Below are 15,994 nucleotides of genomic sequence, written 5' to 3'. Positions count from 1 at the left end.
CATGTTCCTGACCATCAGCACCACCGGCACGGCGGAACGCCCCGCGACCGACCTCGGTTTCCTGCTGCACAAGCATCCCGAGAAGGCGCAGGCGTTCTCCACCTCCTACGGCACCGCGCACGTCCTCTACCCCGAGGCGGACGCCGAGCGCTGCACGGCGGCGCTGCTGCTGGAGGTCGATCCGGTGGCGCTGGTGCGGCGCGGCAAGGGCAAGGGCCGCGGCGGCGCACCCGACGCGGCCCTCGCGCAGTACGTCAACGACCGCCCGTACGCGGCGTCCTCGCTCCTCGCCGTCGCGCTGAGCAGCGTGTTCTCCAGCGCGATGCGCGGGGTGTGCACCGCCCGCCCGGAGCGCGCCGCCGAGCCGCTGCCGCTGTGCATCGACGTGCCCTCGCTGCCCGCCAGGGGAGGCCCCGGCCTGGTACGCGCACTCTTCGAGCCGCTCGGCTGGACGGTGAGCGCCGAACCGGTCGCCCTGGACAGCGAGTTCCCGGAGTGGGGCGACTCGCGCTACGTGCGTCTGGTCCTGCAGTCGCAGGCGCTGACCCTCTCCGCGGCGCTGCGGCACCTGTACGTCCTGCTGCCCGTGCTGGACGACGCCAAGCACTACTGGGTCTCCGCCGACGAGGTCGACAAGCTGCTGCGGGCCGGCGAGGGCTGGCTGCCCGGCCACCCGGAGCAGAAGCTGATCACCAGCCGTTTCCTGTCCCGCCGCTGGTCGCTCACCCGGCAGGCGATGGAACGGCTGGAGCTGGTGCGGCTCGCCGAGACCGACGACGCGGACGTCGAGGAGATCGACAACGCGGTCGCCGCGGAGACCGAGGAGGAGGAGAAGCCGACTCCGCTCGCCGTGCAGCGCCGCGACGCCATCACGGCCGTCCTGCAAGAGACCGACGCCGCCCGGGTGCTCGACCTCGGCTGCGGACAGGGCCAGTTGGTGCAGGCGCTGCTGAAGGACACGCGGTTCACCGAGATCGTCGGCGTCGACGTGTCGGTGCGGGCGCTCACCATCGCCTCCCGTCGGCTGAAGCTGGACCGGATGGGGGAGCGGCAGGCGGCGCGGGTCAAGCTGCTCCAGGGCTCCCTCGCCTACACCGACACCCGGCTGAAGGGCTACGACGCTGCCGTGCTCAGCGAGGTGATCGAGCACCTCGACCTGCCCCGGCTGCCGGCCCTGGAGTACGCGGTGTTCGGCTCCGCCCGCCCCCGCGCGGTCGTCGTGACCACCCCGAACGTCGAGTACAACGTGCGCTGGGAGTCCCTCCCCGCCGGACATGTCCGGCACGGCGACCACCGCTTCGAGTGGACGCGCGAGGAGTTCCGTGCCTGGGCGGACGCGGTGGCCGAACGGCACGGCTACGACGTGGAGTTCCGCCCGGTGGGCCCGGACGACCCGGAGGTCGGCCCGCCCACCCAGATGGCCGTGTTCCTGAAGAAGACCGAGAAGACCGAGAAGCTCGACAAGGCCGAGAAGAGCGAGAAGGAGGCGAAGGCGGCATGACCGAGACCACCACCACCGAGGGCCGTGTGCTGCCCGTCACCGACCTCTCCCTCGTCGTCCTCGTCGGCGCGTCCGGCTCGGGCAAATCCACCTTCGCCCGCCGCCACTTCAAGCCCACCGAGGTCATCTCCTCCGACTTCTGCCGCGGCCTGGTTTCCGACGACGAGAACGACCAGAGCGCGACCCGGGACGCCTTCGACGTCCTGCACTACATCGCCGGTAAGCGGCTCGCCGCCGGCCGCCGCACCGTCGTGGACGCCACCAGCGTCCAGCAGGACGCCCGGCGGCAGCTGATCGACCTGGCCAAGCAGTACGACGTGCTGCCCATCGCCATCGTCCTCGACGTCCCCGAGGAGGTGTGCGCCGAGCGCAACGCGGCCCGTACCGACCGGGCCGACATGCCGCGCCGGGTCATCCAGCGGCACATCCGCGAACTGCGGCGCTCCCTGCGTCACCTGGAGCGCGAGGGCTTCCGCAAGGTGCACGTGCTGCGCGGCGTGGACCAGATCGAGCACGCGACGGTCGTCACCGAGAAGCGGTTCAACGACCTCACGCACCTCACCGGCCCGTTCGACATCGTCGGCGACATCCACGGCTGCTCGTTTGAACTCGAGGCGCTGCTGGGCAAGCTGGGCTACGTCGACGGCGTCCACCCCGAAGGCCGTACCGCCGTGTTCGTCGGCGACCTCGTCGACCGCGGACCGGACAGCCCGGGCGTGCTGCGCCGTGTGATGTCCATGGTGAAGTCGGGCAACGCACTGTGCGTGCCGGGCAACCACGAGAACAAGTTCGGCCGCCACCTCAAGGGCCGCGCCGTCCAGCACACCCACGGCCTCGCCGAGACGATCGCCCAGATGGAGGGCGAGAGCGAGGAGTTCAAGGGCGAGGTACGGCAGTTCATCGAGGGCCTGGTCAGCCACTACGTCCTCGACGGCGGCCGGCTCGTCGTCTGCCACGCGGGTCTGCCGGAGAAGTACCACGGCCGCACCTCCGGCCGGGTCCGCTCGCACGCCCTGTACGGCGAGACCACCGGCGAGACCGACGAGTTCGGGCTGCCGGTGCGCTACCCGTGGGCCGAGGACTACCGCGGCCGGGCCGCCGTGGTCTACGGCCACACGCCCGTGCCCGAGGCCACCTGGCTCAACAACACGATCTGCCTGGACACCGGCGCCGTCTTCGGCGGCAAGCTGACCGCGTTGCGCTGGCCGGAGCGGGAGCTGGTCGACGTACCGGCCGAGCGGGTCTGGTACGAGCCGGTCAAGCCGCTGCGCGCCGAGGCGCCCGGTGGACACGACGGCCGGCCGCTGGACCTGGCCGACGTGCAGGGACGCCGAGCGGTGGAGACCCGGCACGCCGGGCGGGTCGCCGTCCGGGAGGAGAACGCGGCCGCCGCGCTGGAGGTGATGAGCCGCTTCGCGACCGACCCGCGGCTGCTGCCGTACCTCCCGCCGACCATGGCACCCACCGCGACCAGCAAGGTGGAGGGCTACCTGGAGCACCCGGTGGAGGCGTTCGCGAGTTACGCGGCGGACGGGGTCGAGCGGGTCGTGTGCGAGGAGAAGCACATGGGCTCGCGGGCGGTCGCCCTGGTGTGCCGGGACGCGGAGGCGGCCCGCAAGCGGTTCGGCGTGGACGGGCCGACCGGCTCCCTGTACACGCGGACAGGGCGGCCGTTCTTCAGCGACGAGTCGGTCACCGAGCAGATCCTCGGCCGGCTGCGCACGGCGATCGGCGAGGCCGGCCTGTGGAGCGAACTCGACACCGACTGGCTGCTGCTCGACGCCGAGCTCATGCCGTGGTCGCTGAAGGCCTCCGGGCTGCTGCGCTCGCAGTACGCGGCCGTCGGCGCCGCGTCGGGCGCGGTGTTCCCCGGCGTGCTGGCCGCGCTGGAGGGCGCCGCGGCCCGGGGCGTCGACGTGACCGGCCTGCTCGCCCGCCAGCGGGACCGGGCCGCCGACGCCGCCGCGTTCACCGAGGCGTACCGCCGCTACTGCTGGACCACCGACGGCCTGGACGGCGTGCGCCTGGCGCCGTTCCAGATCCTCGGCGTCCAGGGCCGCAGCCTCGCCGCGCTGCCGCACGACGAGCAGCTCGCCCTGCTCGACCGGCTGGTGGAGCACGACGGCACCGGTCTCCTCCAGACCACCCGGCGGCTGTACGTCGACACCGGCGACCCCGAGTCCGTGCAGGCGGGCGTCGACTGGTGGCTGGAGATGACCGGCCGCGGCGGCGAGGGCATGGTCGTCAAGCCGCTGGGCGCACTGGTGCGCGGCCCGGAGGGCCGGCTGGTGCAGCCCGGCATCAAGTGCCGCGGCCGCGAGTACCTGCGGATCATCTACGGCCCGGAGTACACCCGCCCGGACCACCTGGCCCGGCTGCGGCAGCGGTTCCTCAACCACAAGCGGTCGCTGGCTTTGCGCGAGTACGCCCTCGGTCTGGAGGCCCTGGACCGGCTCGCGGAGGGCGAGCCGTTGTGGCGGGTGCACGAGGCGGTGTTCGGCGTGCTGGCACTGGAGTCGGAGCCGGTGGACCCCCGGCTCTGAACCGTGTGCATCGCGGCGGCCGCGTTCTTCGGGTTCGGGGCACCTCCGGGCCGCCCCGAACGGAGGTTCCCGGCCGCCCGAGCGATCGGTTCCGGCCAGGTCGTCCCCGGTGGGGCGGTCCTGGCCGGACATCGTGCCGCAAGTCCCGTTCGTCCCTGGTTAACCGCTGGTTGCCGTGCTAACTTCGCTGGTCGGTCAGGCAGGTGAACCGACTCAGGGGGAAAGTCGGTGAAGACAGGCGCGGGGTCGGTCGGACCCGAGGACGCATCCGGGCACGCCCAGGGCGTGGGCCTGCTGTTGCATCTCACCGACGCGCTGTGCGAGCTGAGCTGCATGGAGGACGCCCAGGGGCGCGTCCAGTTCGCCGCCATCCTCGGTGACCATCTGCGCCGCCCGATCGACCTCCGCGGCGTCAAACAGCGCGAGGACGTCGTGACCCTGGTGCGCGCCGCGCTGAACGTCGAGGGCGGCGAGCGCGTCCTGGTGGGCATGGTGCGCGTCTTCGAGGGAGGCCCGGCCGGCGACCGGCTCGAGGGGCTGCTGGAACCCGCCGCCCCGCCGGTCGAGGACGACCTGCTGCCCGGCCCGCTCACCCGCGTCGACGAGAACAGCGCACGCGCCGTCCTCGCCAAGGGCGAGCTGCCCGCCGGCCGGCTGCGCGACGACCTCGTCCAGGAACTCAACGGACTCTTCCTCCCCCTCGGCCTCACCCCCGACCAGCTCTTCGGCTACGTCCTGGAGTGCAACGCCCAGCCCGACGGCCTCCCGCCCGCCGTGCTCCTCCTCGACCGGGCCGCCGCCCTCGCCGCCACGCCCGCCCACCGCACCGCCCTGTCCGGCTGGGCCGGCGACTGGGCCCGCCGCGCCGGCCTCGCCGCACAGCTCGAACAGCGCCGCGGCGCCCGCCCCGCGGCGGCCGGCGACCCCGACATCCCGCGCTGTCTGATCGTCGCCGTGGAACCCGCCCGGGACGGCACCGGCGAGGTGCTGGTGCGCCCCTGGCTCAACACCGTCCCCGGCCACTGGGACCCACAGCCCTGCGAACCCGTCACCACCACCCTCGACGGCCTCGGCCCCGCCGTCGAAGCCGCCCTGCGGCAGGGCGCCCGGCTGTGGACCGTCCCGCCCGAGCCGCACCCGAGCGGGCGCCGGCCCCCGCCGCCGTACGTCGAATTCGTCCTTCCGTACGACCTCCTCAACCACGATGTGGCCGCGCTGCCGTACCGGATCGGCGACGGACGCCCCCTCGCGCTCGGCACCCGGTACGGGATCCATCTGCGTTCCCTGGAGCGGATGCGCTCGCGCGACGGCATGGTGCGCGAGCAGTGGCAGCAGCGCTGGGACACCCTGCGGCAAAGCGGCGTCGGGGTACACCACTGGAACGAACCGGACGCCGAGCGGCTCGACGCGTGGCAGGCCGAACTCGCCGGGGAGACCTCCCACACGGCGGTCGTGCTGGACGCCCCGGACAGCGCGCCCGCGCTGGAGGCGCTCAAGGCCGCCATCGCGGAAGGGATAGGGCTCGCCGTCTGGGACCGCAGGGGAGTGTTCCCGGAGGAGCGGCGCGAAGTGGTGACCGCCGTGTTCGCCGCCGTGCCCACCCCCGCGCAGATCCCCGCCGTGGTCCACCGGCTGCGGCAGAGCGCCGCCCGGCACACCGAGGGGCCCGGCCGTCTGCTCGGCCGGCACATCGGCTTCTTCTGGGACGATCCGACCCGGCTCGTCGACCTTCAGACCCCCGATCCCGGCGATCTCGCCAGCGAGGAGGCACCGGCATGAGCGCGCAGGAGCACACGGCAGGCGGCGGCTGGCGCGTCTTCGACGCCACCGGTCGGCCCCCGGCCGCCCCGCCCCCCTTGCCGGAACCGCCGCCCTGGCGCCGGTTCCGCGGCGGCCCGTCACAGCCGGCGCCGCCCGACGACCCCGAGGCCGCCCAGCGCCGCCTGGGCCCGCGCGACCTCGGCCCCCAGCTCGACGCCGACGAGATCGACGTCGTCAACGCCGCGCTGGTACTGCGCAGGCCCCTGCTGATCACCGGCCCGCCCGGCGTCGGCAAGTCCACCCTCGCCTATCTGATCGCCCGCGAACTGGGCCTCGGCCGGGTACTCGAGTGGAACATCGTCAGCCGCACCACGCTCAAGGATGGCCTGTACGTCCATGACGCCATGGGCCGCGCCCAGGCGATCGCCGCCTGGCAGGCCGCACTGCCGGGCGCCGAATCCCGGCCAGAACCAAGAGAGAGTCAACTCCCGCCCCGACTGGGTGACTTCGTCACCTTGGGGCCCCTGGGCACCGCCCTGCTGCCCTACGATCGTCCCCGGGTGCTGCTTGTCGACGAACTCGACAAGAGCGACATCGACCTGCCCAACGACCTGCTGCACGTCCTGGAGAACGGAAGTTATGACGTCCCGGAGCTGGTGCGCGACGCCGCCGACACGGCACGCGTCCACACCAGCGACCCCGGAGGCCGCGCCGACGTGCGACACGGGCGCGTGGAGTGCCGGGAGTTCCCGGTCGTGGTGATCACCAGCAACGGGGAACGTGAGTTTCCGGCCGCTTTCCGGCGCCGGTGCCTGCCCCTGGAGATGCGCCCGCCCGGCCGCGAACGGCTGCTGGCGATGATCGAGGGGCACCTGGGCACCCGGCCCGAGGGCGCCGAGGAGCTGGTGGAGGAGTTCGTCCAGCGCGTCCAGGCGGGCGGCACCCACAGCCTCGATCAGCTACTCAACGCTGTCCAGATGACTACGGCGGGTGGTTTCCAGACGGATGGTGACGGGCGTAAGCTCGTCGAAACGCTGCTCCGCGACCTCGCGAAGGGCCGCTGAATTGACCGGTAGGGAGCGCGCATCCGGACTGGGCGACGGCGGACCCGTCACGGGGTCGTCGTCGCCTCCTTCGGCGTTCCCCGAACCGGAGCCCTCCCTGCCGCACTGGCAGGAGATCGCCGACGCGGTGTGGCTCGCCGCGCACTGGGCCAGGCACGACCCGGGCCCCCAGCCGGGACCGGCTCCCGGCGCGGACGCGGACGCCGGTACCCGCCCGGACCGCACACCCACGGACGCGGCGGCACCGGCCGAACGGCCCCCGCTCACCCCGCCCGGCGAAGACCTCGCCCCCGACGTGCCCTCCGCGCTCCCGCACCATCCGCCCCCGTCCACGCCGCCCGAGAGCGACCCCGTTCCCGGGCCCGCGACCGGCGAAGCGGTCCGCGCCGCCTGGCTGTTACCCGACCCCGCCGGCACCCGCACGCTGCACCTCGGCCGCCCGCTGCTGCCCGCCGACGAGCCGCCCCAGCCCGGACCCGGCCGGGCCACCGCCCTGCTCGCCCGCGCCCTGCACCGGCTCGCCCGCCGCATCCCCTCCCGCGACACCCTCGAACTCGACGAGGAGACCACCGCCGAACAGGGAGTCGTGGACGGTTTGTGGCTGCCCTTCCTGCGCCCCGCCCGCACCTGCGCCTTCGACCTGGTACTCCTCGTGGACGCCGCGCCGACCATGCGGATCTGGGAGGACGCCGTCGCCCGCCTCGCCGAGGCCGCCGAACACAGCGGCGCCTTCCGCGGGGTGCGCACCGTCCGCGTCACCGTCCCCCGCACCGGCACCGCCACCCTGCGCTGGCCCACCGGACGGGAGGCGGCCGACCCGGCCGAACTCCTCGACGGCCGCGGCGGCCGCGTCTTCCTCCTCGTCACCGACGGACTCGCCCACGGCTGGGCCGCGACCGCCGCCGACACCCTGCTCGACCGCCTCGCGCACGCCGGCCCCACCGCCGTCGTCCACCTGCTGCCCCCCCACCTGCGCCACCGCACCTCCCTCAACCCCTACGACGCCACCCTGGAGGCCGGCGGTTTCGGCGCCGCCAACGCCTCGCTGCGGCACTGGGCGCCACCCGGCGGCCCCGACCCGCTGCGGCCGCTGCCCGCCGCCGGCGACGGCGCCGTCCCGGTGCCCCTGCTCTCACTGCGTCACGGCTCGATCGCCGCCTGGGCCGACCTCGTCACCGGCGAACGCGGAGTGCGCCGCGCGCTGCCCGTCGTCCTGGCCGGCACCCTCAGCAAAGGCGCGCCCGCCCCCGGACTGCGCGCGCCGCGCTTCCCGCGCGCCGCGGCCGCCGCCGTACGCCGGTTCCTCACCCTCGCCACCCCCGCCGCCCGCGCCCTGGCCGCCCAACTCGCGGCCGTCCCCTTCGACTTCGACCTCGTGGAGCAACTGCGCCGGCGCACCATGCCGGAGACCCGCCCCGACCACCTCGCCGAGATCCTCATGGGCGGACTGATCGACTGGGACCGCGATGACGACCACCCCGAGTTCGCCGACGGGGTGCGCGAGGCGCTGCTCGCCACCACCACCCGCTCCCAACTCGCCCGGACCGTCAGCGTGGTGGGCGACCTGCCCGCCGCGGGGGAGCGGGGCGTGGCGCTGCGTGCCGCGCTGCGCGACCCCGGGGGCGCCAGGCTGCCCGACCCGGCCGCCCGAGGCTGGGCCCGCAGCGAACTCGCCGTCATGCGGGCGCTGTCCGGGCCGTACGGCGAGCGCGCCCGGCGCATCGAGCCGCAGCTGTCCCCCTACGGCGACCGGCCGTCCGGCGGCCGGGCGTTCGGCGACGCCGGTACGGCTGAACGGGTGGGCACCGGTTTGTCGAATGCTTCACCCACAGTGGTGAACCAGGGGGACGCGGTGCTCGCTCCCCCGGGTCCGGAAGGCAGTGATCCAGCGTCGACCGAACCCGAGACCGCTGGAGACCACGTGAGCCTGGTGACCGACGCTACCCAACCACAAGCCCCGGAGGCTGAACCGCTCATGCAGAGCACCACGACCGCGACGCCGGCCCTCCTGGTGAACGTTCCGCTCAGGAACACCTCGTTCGTCGGCCGCCGGGCGCTGCTCAGGGCCGTGGAGGAGCAGCTCAGCGCCCAGGACACGACGGCCGTGCTGCCCAACGCGCTGCACGGCCTGGGCGGTGTCGGCAAATCCCAGCTGGCGCTGGAGTACATCTACACCCACCAGCACGACTACAAGGTGATCTGCTGGATCCCCGCCGAGCGGGAGAGCCTCATCCTGGCCGCGCTGGCCAGCCTCGCCGCCCAGCTGGGCGTGGCGCCCACCGGCCAGGACAGCGCCGCCGCCCCTGCCGCCAACACCGCCGTGCCGGCTGTGCTGGAGGCCCTGCGCACGGGCAAGCCGTACGACAACTGGCTGCTCGTCTTCGACAACGCCGAGGACATCGACAAGGTCCGCAACTACTTCCCGACCAACGGCCCCGGAAAGGTCATCGTCACCTCCCGGAACCGCGGCTGGGAGCGGGTGGCGACCTCGCTGCCGGTGAACGTCTTCGAGCGCGCGGAATCCGTCGAACTGCTGCAGAAGCGCTCGCCGGACCTGAGCAACGACGACGCCGAGCGTCTCGCCGAGGCCCTCGGCGACCTGCCGCTCGCCGTCGAGCAGGCCGGCGCCTGGCGGGCGGTGACCGGCATGCAGGTCGACGAGTACCTGGACGCCCTCGCCCAGCGCAGCCCCGAGATCCTCGAACTCGACCCGTCGCCCGACTACCCGGTCTCCGTCGCGGCCGCCTGGAACATCTCCCTGGACCGGATCAAGGAGAAGAACCCCGGAGCCCGGCAACTCCTCGACATCTGCGCCAGCATGGCCCCCGAGCCGATCCCGCGCTCCATGCTGCGCGGCAGCCGTGGGGTGAGCATCACCTCCGAGGTCGACCCGCTGCTGCGCGAGTCGATCAAACTGAACCGCGCCATCCGCGACCTGAGCCAGTTCTCACTGATCAGGGTCGACCCCCGCTCCGACACGCTCCAGATGCACCGCCTGCTGCAGACCGTGCTCCTGGCCAAGCTGGGAGCCGATGAGCGCGAGCAGATGCGCGACGCGGCCCACCAGTTGCTGTCGGCCGCCAAGCCAGGCCAGCCCGGCTCGTCCCTCGAATGGCGCGCGTACCAGGCGCTGCTGCCGCACGTGCTCGCCTCGCAGGCCGTGACCAGCACCGACGACTATGTGCGCGACCTGGTCGCCGACACCGTGTGGTTCCTCTACTACTGGGGCGACCACGAAGGCGCCGCCGCGCTCGCCCGGCAGGCGTGGACGGCCTGGGTGGCCGCCTCCGGCGAGGAGGACATCCAGGTCATCCGGATGGTGAAGTGCTTCGCGTGGCTGCTGCGCCAGATCGGCGAGGTCGGCGAGTCCATCCCGCTCACCGAGCGGGCCCTGGAGATCTCCCGGCGCATCGACGCCGAGCCGGAGGTCCTGATCGACTCCCTGTGCGAGATGGCCGACGCCTACGGCTACCAGGGCCGCGTCTCCGAGGCCCGGGACGTGGCGAAGGAGGCGTACGAGCTGGCCCGCTCCCTGTTCGGCACCGACGACCCCATCACCCTGCGCGCCACCCACTCCTACGGCGTGGAGCTGCGGCTGTGCGGGAAGTTCCAGGAGGCGCTGGCCCTGGACCAGGAGAACGCCCGGCTGCGCGACCTGCTGTTCGGACCGGCGAGCTTCTACACCCTCAACACCCTCAACGCGCTCTCCATCGACATGCGTGAGGGCGGCGACTATCCCGGCGCCCGCGACTTCCAGGAGGACGTGCACCGGCGGGCGCGCGACACCATGGGCGAGGAGCATCCGCTCACCCTGCGCATCGCGCGCAACCTCGCGGTGTGCCGGCGCCGCGACGGGGCGCTCGGCGACGCGGCGGAGCTGGCCGGTCAGACCTTGCGCCGGTTCACCAACCGCTACGGGCAGGACCACTTCGACGCGCTCGCGACGGCGACCAACGTCTCCGTCGACCTGCGCCTCGCCGGTGACCTGGACGGCTCCCGGAAGCTCGCCGAGGCCACCCTGCTGCGCTACGAGCAGCGGCTCGGCAAGAACCACGCCTACACCCTGCTGACCAAGGCCAACCTGGCCGCCACGCTGCGGGCGCTGGGCGCGCTCGACGAGGCGCAGGAACTGGAGGACGACGCGGCGCTGCGGCTTGCGGAGACGATCGGGCCGCGCCATGTCACGACCCTGACCGTCGCCATCGGCCAGGCCAACACGGCGTACGCGCGACTGGACTTCGAGCGGGCGCGCGAGACCGACGAGGCCAACCTGCCGCTGCTCACCGAGGTCGCGGGGGAGATGCACCCGCTGACCCTGTCCTGCACCGCCAACCTCGCGCTGGACCTGCGGGGCCTGGGCCGCGGCCGGGAGGCGGACGAACTGGAACGCAAGGCGGTCGACGGCTTCTCCGGCGGCGTGGTCCGCCCCGACCACCCCTGGCTCCAGGCTGCCCGCAAACGCCGCCGCATCGAGTGCGACATGGCCCCGATGCCGCTGTAGCCTGCCGGCGGCCTCAGCCGGGGGGTCGCGTGTCTCCGGCTCGTCCCGACCGGGGCCGGCTTCCGGCGTCCCGGTTGGGGCCGGCCTTCGCCGTCCTGGTTGGGAAGCGGTGCGGCGGCGCGGCGGCCCCCGGCCGGATGGCGGCCGGGATGGGGCGGCCCCCGGCGCAGAGGGCTGCGACGGGGGGTGTCTCGCCCGGACGGGCCGTGTGCGGCCTGCCCAGCCCTTGCGACCGGGCTGCCCCGGCCCGCCGAACTCCGGCTCGCGCCTTGCCCGACAGGCACCGTGGCCCCGCCAGGGAGGGTGGGCGCGGCGGGGTGGGGCCCACCGTCGGCTCACGCCCCCGGAAACCGTCGGCTCACTCACGCCCCCGGAAACCCCGATCACACCCCCGGAAGCGGAGTCTCCGTCGGGTTCGGGTGGGTGGGGCCTGACGTGTCGTCCGGGTGCGGTGTCGGCGTGGGGCGGGACAGCCGGCCGACCAGGCGCAGCAGCGGCTGGGTGAGGAGGGTCGTGGCCAGGGCCATGAAGACCAGGACCGTGTAGAGCTGTTCGCTCAGCAGGTGGGCCTGGTAGCCCGCGTTGAGGGCGATCAGCTCCGTCAGGCCCCGGGTGCTCATCAGGACGCCGACCGTGCGCGCGTCGTCCCGTTCCAGACCGCTCAGCCGCGCCGCCGCCGTACTCGGGCCGACCTTCGTCACCACCGCCAGTACCGTCACGACCGGCAGCGCGATCCAGCCGGTGGCGTTCATGGAGTTCAGCGCGACGGACTGGCCCGAGACGACGAAGAAGAAGGGCAGCAGCAGCGAGCTGACGTCGTGCAGCGGCCGGACCAGATCCGGATCGAGCGTGTCGTCCGGCTCCCGCGGCAGCACCGCACCGGCGAGCAGCGCGCCGAAGATCACGTGCAGCCCCAGGTAGTGCGTCACCCACGCCGACCCCAGCGCGAACCCCAGCAGCAGCGCCATCCGCAGCGACGGCTCCATCGCCGTCCGCCACAGCAGCCGGCGCAGCAGCGGCCGCGCCACGAGCGGCATCAGCGCGATGAAGCCCACCGCGAGCAGCGCCCGCCACTGCCAGGCGAGCGCCTGGTCGCCGGCGCCGCTGTTCAGCAGCGTCCCCGCCAGTACCGTCCAGCCGATCACGTCGAGCAGCCCGGCCGCGGACACCGCGACCACCCCGGGCACCGTGCGGGCCAGGCCGTTCTCCCGCACTATGGCCGTCAGCACCGGCACGGCCGTTATCGACAGGGCGACCCCGGCGAACACCACCACGGCCGGGGAGAGCTCGCGCTCCATGCCGAGGTGCCGCAGCTGCTCCCGGAACAGCACGGCGCAGCCCGCGCCCACCGCCATCGGCACCACGAACGCCGCCCCCGCCACGGCCACCGCCGACCGCGCCCGGTCGCCGAGGATCCGCAGGTCCAGTTCGTAACCGATGGAGACCAGGAAGACGACGAGGGAGATCTGCGCGAAACCGGTCAGCGCCGGTGAGATGCCCTTCGGGAACAGTGCCTCGTGCACCCCGGGCGCCGCGCTGCCCAGCAGCGACGGGCCGAGTGCGATGCCGGCGGTCAACTGGCCGACGATGTACGGCTGTCCGAGCCGGCGGGCCAGCCAGCCGGCGGCATGCGCGGCCACCAGGATCAGCGCCGAGGCACCCACGATGTGCAGGACGAGCGCGTCAGGGCTCATGGTGTCCCCCAGTGGTCCGGTGGGCCGAGCCGGTCGTCCGGCCGCCGACGGGGATCGAACCCGCTCACGACCCCAACCTCCTTATGATACTGGTAACTTGACGTCCCAGCGGCAGTCGTACAGCGCGCTGCACCAGTGTCACGGGGGGCACATGACGGCGGTCGTCTTCATTCATGGGACAGGGGTTCGCGAACCGGCCTTCTCTGCGACGGCGGGACGCGTCGCGGCCGGGCTGACCGCGCTGCGCGACGGACTACGCATCGTGCCGCACTACTGGGGCGGCACGCACGGCGCCACGCTCGCCGCGGACGGAGCGAGCCTGCCCCCGGCCGCCGGAACGACCCGCGGTCTCGCCGAGGCGCCCGCCGCCGGCCCGGCCCGGTGGCCCGGCGAGGCCCCGACCGCCACGGACTCCGACGAGGACACCGCCGCCTGGGCCGCCCTCTACACCGACCCGTACGCCGAACTCGCCGTCGCCGCCCACGCAGCGGCGGAAGGAGCCGCCGAGCGGCCCCCCGGTTCCGTACCGCCCGCGCAGAAGCTCCAGGCCCGGCTCGCCGCGCTGGCCGCCCAGGGCGACGCGCCCGCCGCCGAGCTGGGCCCCGGCCTGGCCCGCGCCGCCACCGATCTTGCCGCCCACCCCCTGCTCGCCTCCGCCGCCGAGGTCCTGGACCCCGACGGCCTCGCCACCGTCGCCGCCCGCAGCCTGACCGCCCGCGTCACCGCGGACGCCCTCGACGCCGACACCCCGCTCGTCCCGGTCGGCGACACCCGCGACGCCGTCACCGACCGGCTCGCCGAGGCACTGGGTGCATCACCCCGGGGCACGCAGCGCGGTGTGCGCTCCCTGCTGCTGCGGACCGCCGGGTCCGCCGCCTCCCGCGCCGTCGTGCGCCGCCGGCGCGCCCTCACCGAGGCCGCCCACCCCGCCGCCGGTGACGTACTGCGCTACCTCGCCCGCGGCGCCGCCGTCCGCGCCGGCCTGCGCTCGCTCGTCGAGGGCCTCGAACCCCCCGTCGTCCTCCTCGGCCACAGCCTGGGCGGCATCATCGCCCTGGACACGCTGATCTCCGCCCCGCTGCCGCAGGTCCGGCTGCTGGTGACGGCCGGCTCCCAGGGGCCGTTCCTGTACGAGTCGGGCTCCCTGCCCACCCTGGAACACCCCGCCCCGCTGCCGCCCCACGTCCCTCACTGGCTCAATCTCTACGACCCCCGCGACCTGCTCTCCTACCTCGGCGCCGGTCTGTTCCCGGGCCGGGTCACCGACGTCGCCGTCGACAGCCGCCAGCCGTTCCCGGCCGCGCACAGCGCCTACTGGACCAACCCGGTGGTGTACCGGCACATCGTGGACCACCTGCCGTGAGCGGTTTCTCCGCGCACAGCCCGGACGCCGATCCCGCGCGCGTGCACGCCCTGATCGTCGGCATTGAGTCCTACGGCGCCGGCCCCGCCTGGGACCTGCCCGGGCCGGCCCGCGACGCGGTCCGCTTCCACGCCCTGCTGCGCGCCGCCGGCGTACCCGACGACCATCTGCGCCTGCATCTCGCGCCGTTGCCGCCCTACCGTCCCGACGTCCCGCACGCGCCCGCCGACCAGGCCACGTTGCGCCGCGCCCTGGTCCAGGAACTGCCGCGGACGCAGGGCGACGTGCTGTGGGTGTGGTGGGGCGGCCACGGCGCGCTGGACCGGTCCGGGCATCTACGCCTGTTCTGCGCGGACGCCACCACCGCCGACAAGCTCGGCATCGACCTGGACTCCGCGCTGGAGCGGTACCGCAGCGACGCCGTGCCGTCCCTGACCGGGCAGTTGTGGGTCGTCGACGCCTGCGAGACCTTCGAGGAGGACCTCGCGCTGCGCGAGCCGCTGCCGCCGGACGCGCTGCCCGTGGGCCGGCGCACCCTGGTGCACCGGCAGACCGTGCTGCGGGCCGCCGGGCGAGGCCGTGCCGCAGCCAACGACCCCGTGCGCGGCACCGGACTGTTCTCCGACGTCCTGCTCGGCCTGCTGGCCGAACACGCCGGGGCGCTGCCCGCCCCGCCCGATCCGGAGGAACTGTTTCCGGCCGTCCGGGCACGCATCGCGGCCCTCAGGGAAGCGGGCCGGACCCTGCAGTATCCGGAGATCCGGCTGCAAAGCCCCGAGCGCGGCGACATCCTCACCCCGGTCCCGCCGCCCGCCGCGCCCCGTTCCCCCTCCCCGCTGCAGCGCGCGGTGGACGCCCTGCTGGCCTATCCGCTGATGGCCGACCCCGTCGAACGGCAGATGGTGGTCGGCGCGCTCGACCCTCGTGTCACCGGGACGCTGGCCCGTCACACCCGGGCCCGCACGGACGCGGTGGGGCTCCTGGGCGGGCTCGCCCGGCAGGGGGAGCAGGCCCTGTGGCAGCTGTACGACGCGGTGGTGTCCGTGGACGACGACACCGAGCGCGCCGCGGAACTGGCGGCCGCACTGCGGGAATTCGGCCCCCCGCCGGGCAGCCCGCGCGATGGGGGATGATCGGGTGGCGTGATCGTACGGTTTTCGACCGGGGCAGGAATGGCCATGATGGAACAGGACGCGGGGCATTGCGTGCCACCGTGCGAGAAGGGGGAGCATCTTGGACCAGCCGCCCGCTGTGCAGCACGCCACAGCCGTCCGTGATCCGGACCGCGCCGCGGGCGCTCTTGTCTGGGAGTCGGATCTGACGGACGTGGCCGCGCTGCCCTTGACCGCCGTGGACGATCTGACGCCGCTGTCCGCCGGCGCCCGCCTGCTCGATGAGGTCCTGCGCGCCCGCAGCGGTGTCAAGGGCGGCAGCGACGGCCCCGGCGGCGCCCGGGCCGAATAGAGGGCACCGCCCGGGCGGAAGGCCGCGTCCGCCCCGAACCGCGGCTGCCCGCAGCCCCTTCCGTCCGCCGTCGGCCGGCGCCGCGGGCGGTGGCGCCGTGCCC

Annotated in this window: 9 protein-coding genes; 8 read left to right on the top strand and 1 reads right to left on the bottom strand. The window is 74.0% G+C overall.

Features of this window, described 5'->3' with window-relative positions:
* Window position 1 precedes the first annotated feature (1 nt).
* The 5 genes from ACF1GV_RS32105 to fxsT all read left to right on the top strand — a co-directional run bounded on the left by ACF1GV_RS32105 (window position 2) and on the right by fxsT (window position 11,370).
* Entirely contained in the window at window positions 2-1,501 is a 1,500-nt protein-coding gene (locus ACF1GV_RS32105; protein WP_391687729.1) for a 3' terminal RNA ribose 2'-O-methyltransferase Hen1, read from the top strand.
* Window positions 1,498-4,044 carry a polynucleotide kinase-phosphatase gene (locus ACF1GV_RS32100; protein ID WP_391687726.1) on the top strand — a complete coding sequence of 849 codons (2,547 nt, stop codon included), beginning with the start codon at window positions 1,498-1,500 and terminating at the stop codon, window positions 4,042-4,044. The genes ACF1GV_RS32105 and ACF1GV_RS32100 overlap by 4 nt, the downstream gene beginning before the upstream one ends.
* A gap of 228 nt (window positions 4,045-4,272) precedes the next feature.
* Window positions 4,273-5,823 carry a hypothetical protein gene (locus ACF1GV_RS32095; RefSeq protein WP_391687723.1) on the top strand — a complete coding sequence of 517 codons (1,551 nt, stop codon included), beginning with the start codon at window positions 4,273-4,275 and terminating at the stop codon, window positions 5,821-5,823.
* Entirely contained in the window at window positions 5,820-6,869 is a 1,050-nt protein-coding gene (locus tag ACF1GV_RS32090) for an AAA family ATPase (protein WP_391687720.1), read from the top strand. Before ACF1GV_RS32095 ends, ACF1GV_RS32090 begins: the two co-directional genes overlap by 4 nt.
* Before the next feature lies 1 nt (window position 6,870).
* Window positions 6,871-11,370: an FxSxx-COOH system tetratricopeptide repeat protein gene (gene fxsT / locus ACF1GV_RS32085; protein ID WP_391687717.1), complete on the top strand. Its 4,500-nt coding sequence runs from the start codon at window positions 6,871-6,873 to the stop codon at window positions 11,368-11,370.
* A gap of 383 nt (window positions 11,371-11,753) precedes the next feature.
* Here the strand turns inward: fxsT and ACF1GV_RS32080 are convergent, their stop codons facing one another.
* Window positions 11,754-13,064: a cation:proton antiporter gene (locus ACF1GV_RS32080; protein WP_391687715.1), complete on the bottom strand. Its 1,311-nt coding sequence runs from the start codon at window positions 13,062-13,064 to the stop codon at window positions 11,754-11,756.
* A gap of 97 nt (window positions 13,065-13,161) precedes the next feature.
* Between ACF1GV_RS32080 and ACF1GV_RS32075 the strand changes: the two genes are divergently transcribed.
* From ACF1GV_RS32075 to ACF1GV_RS32065, 3 genes are all read left to right on the top strand, one after another.
* On the top strand, window positions 13,162-14,427 hold the full coding sequence (locus ACF1GV_RS32075; RefSeq protein ID WP_391687712.1) for a hypothetical protein: 1,266 nt from the start codon (window positions 13,162-13,164) through the stop codon (window positions 14,425-14,427).
* Window positions 14,424-15,560 (top strand): caspase family protein, encoded by a 1,137-nt coding sequence (locus ACF1GV_RS32070; protein WP_391687709.1) that lies wholly within the window; start codon window positions 14,424-14,426, stop codon window positions 15,558-15,560. Before ACF1GV_RS32075 ends, ACF1GV_RS32070 begins: the two co-directional genes overlap by 4 nt.
* 100 nt (window positions 15,561-15,660) lie before the next feature.
* Window positions 15,661-15,891 carry a hypothetical protein gene (locus ACF1GV_RS32065; protein WP_363266168.1) on the top strand — a complete coding sequence of 77 codons (231 nt, stop codon included), beginning with the start codon at window positions 15,661-15,663 and terminating at the stop codon, window positions 15,889-15,891.
* The last annotated feature ends 103 nt before the right edge of the window (window positions 15,892-15,994 follow it).

It is taken from the genome of Streptomyces sp. NPDC014006 (assembly GCF_043088925.1).
Classification (GTDB): Bacteria; Actinomycetota; Actinomycetes; order Streptomycetales; family Streptomycetaceae; genus Streptomyces.
This window is presented reverse-complemented; position numbering and strand designations above follow the sequence as displayed.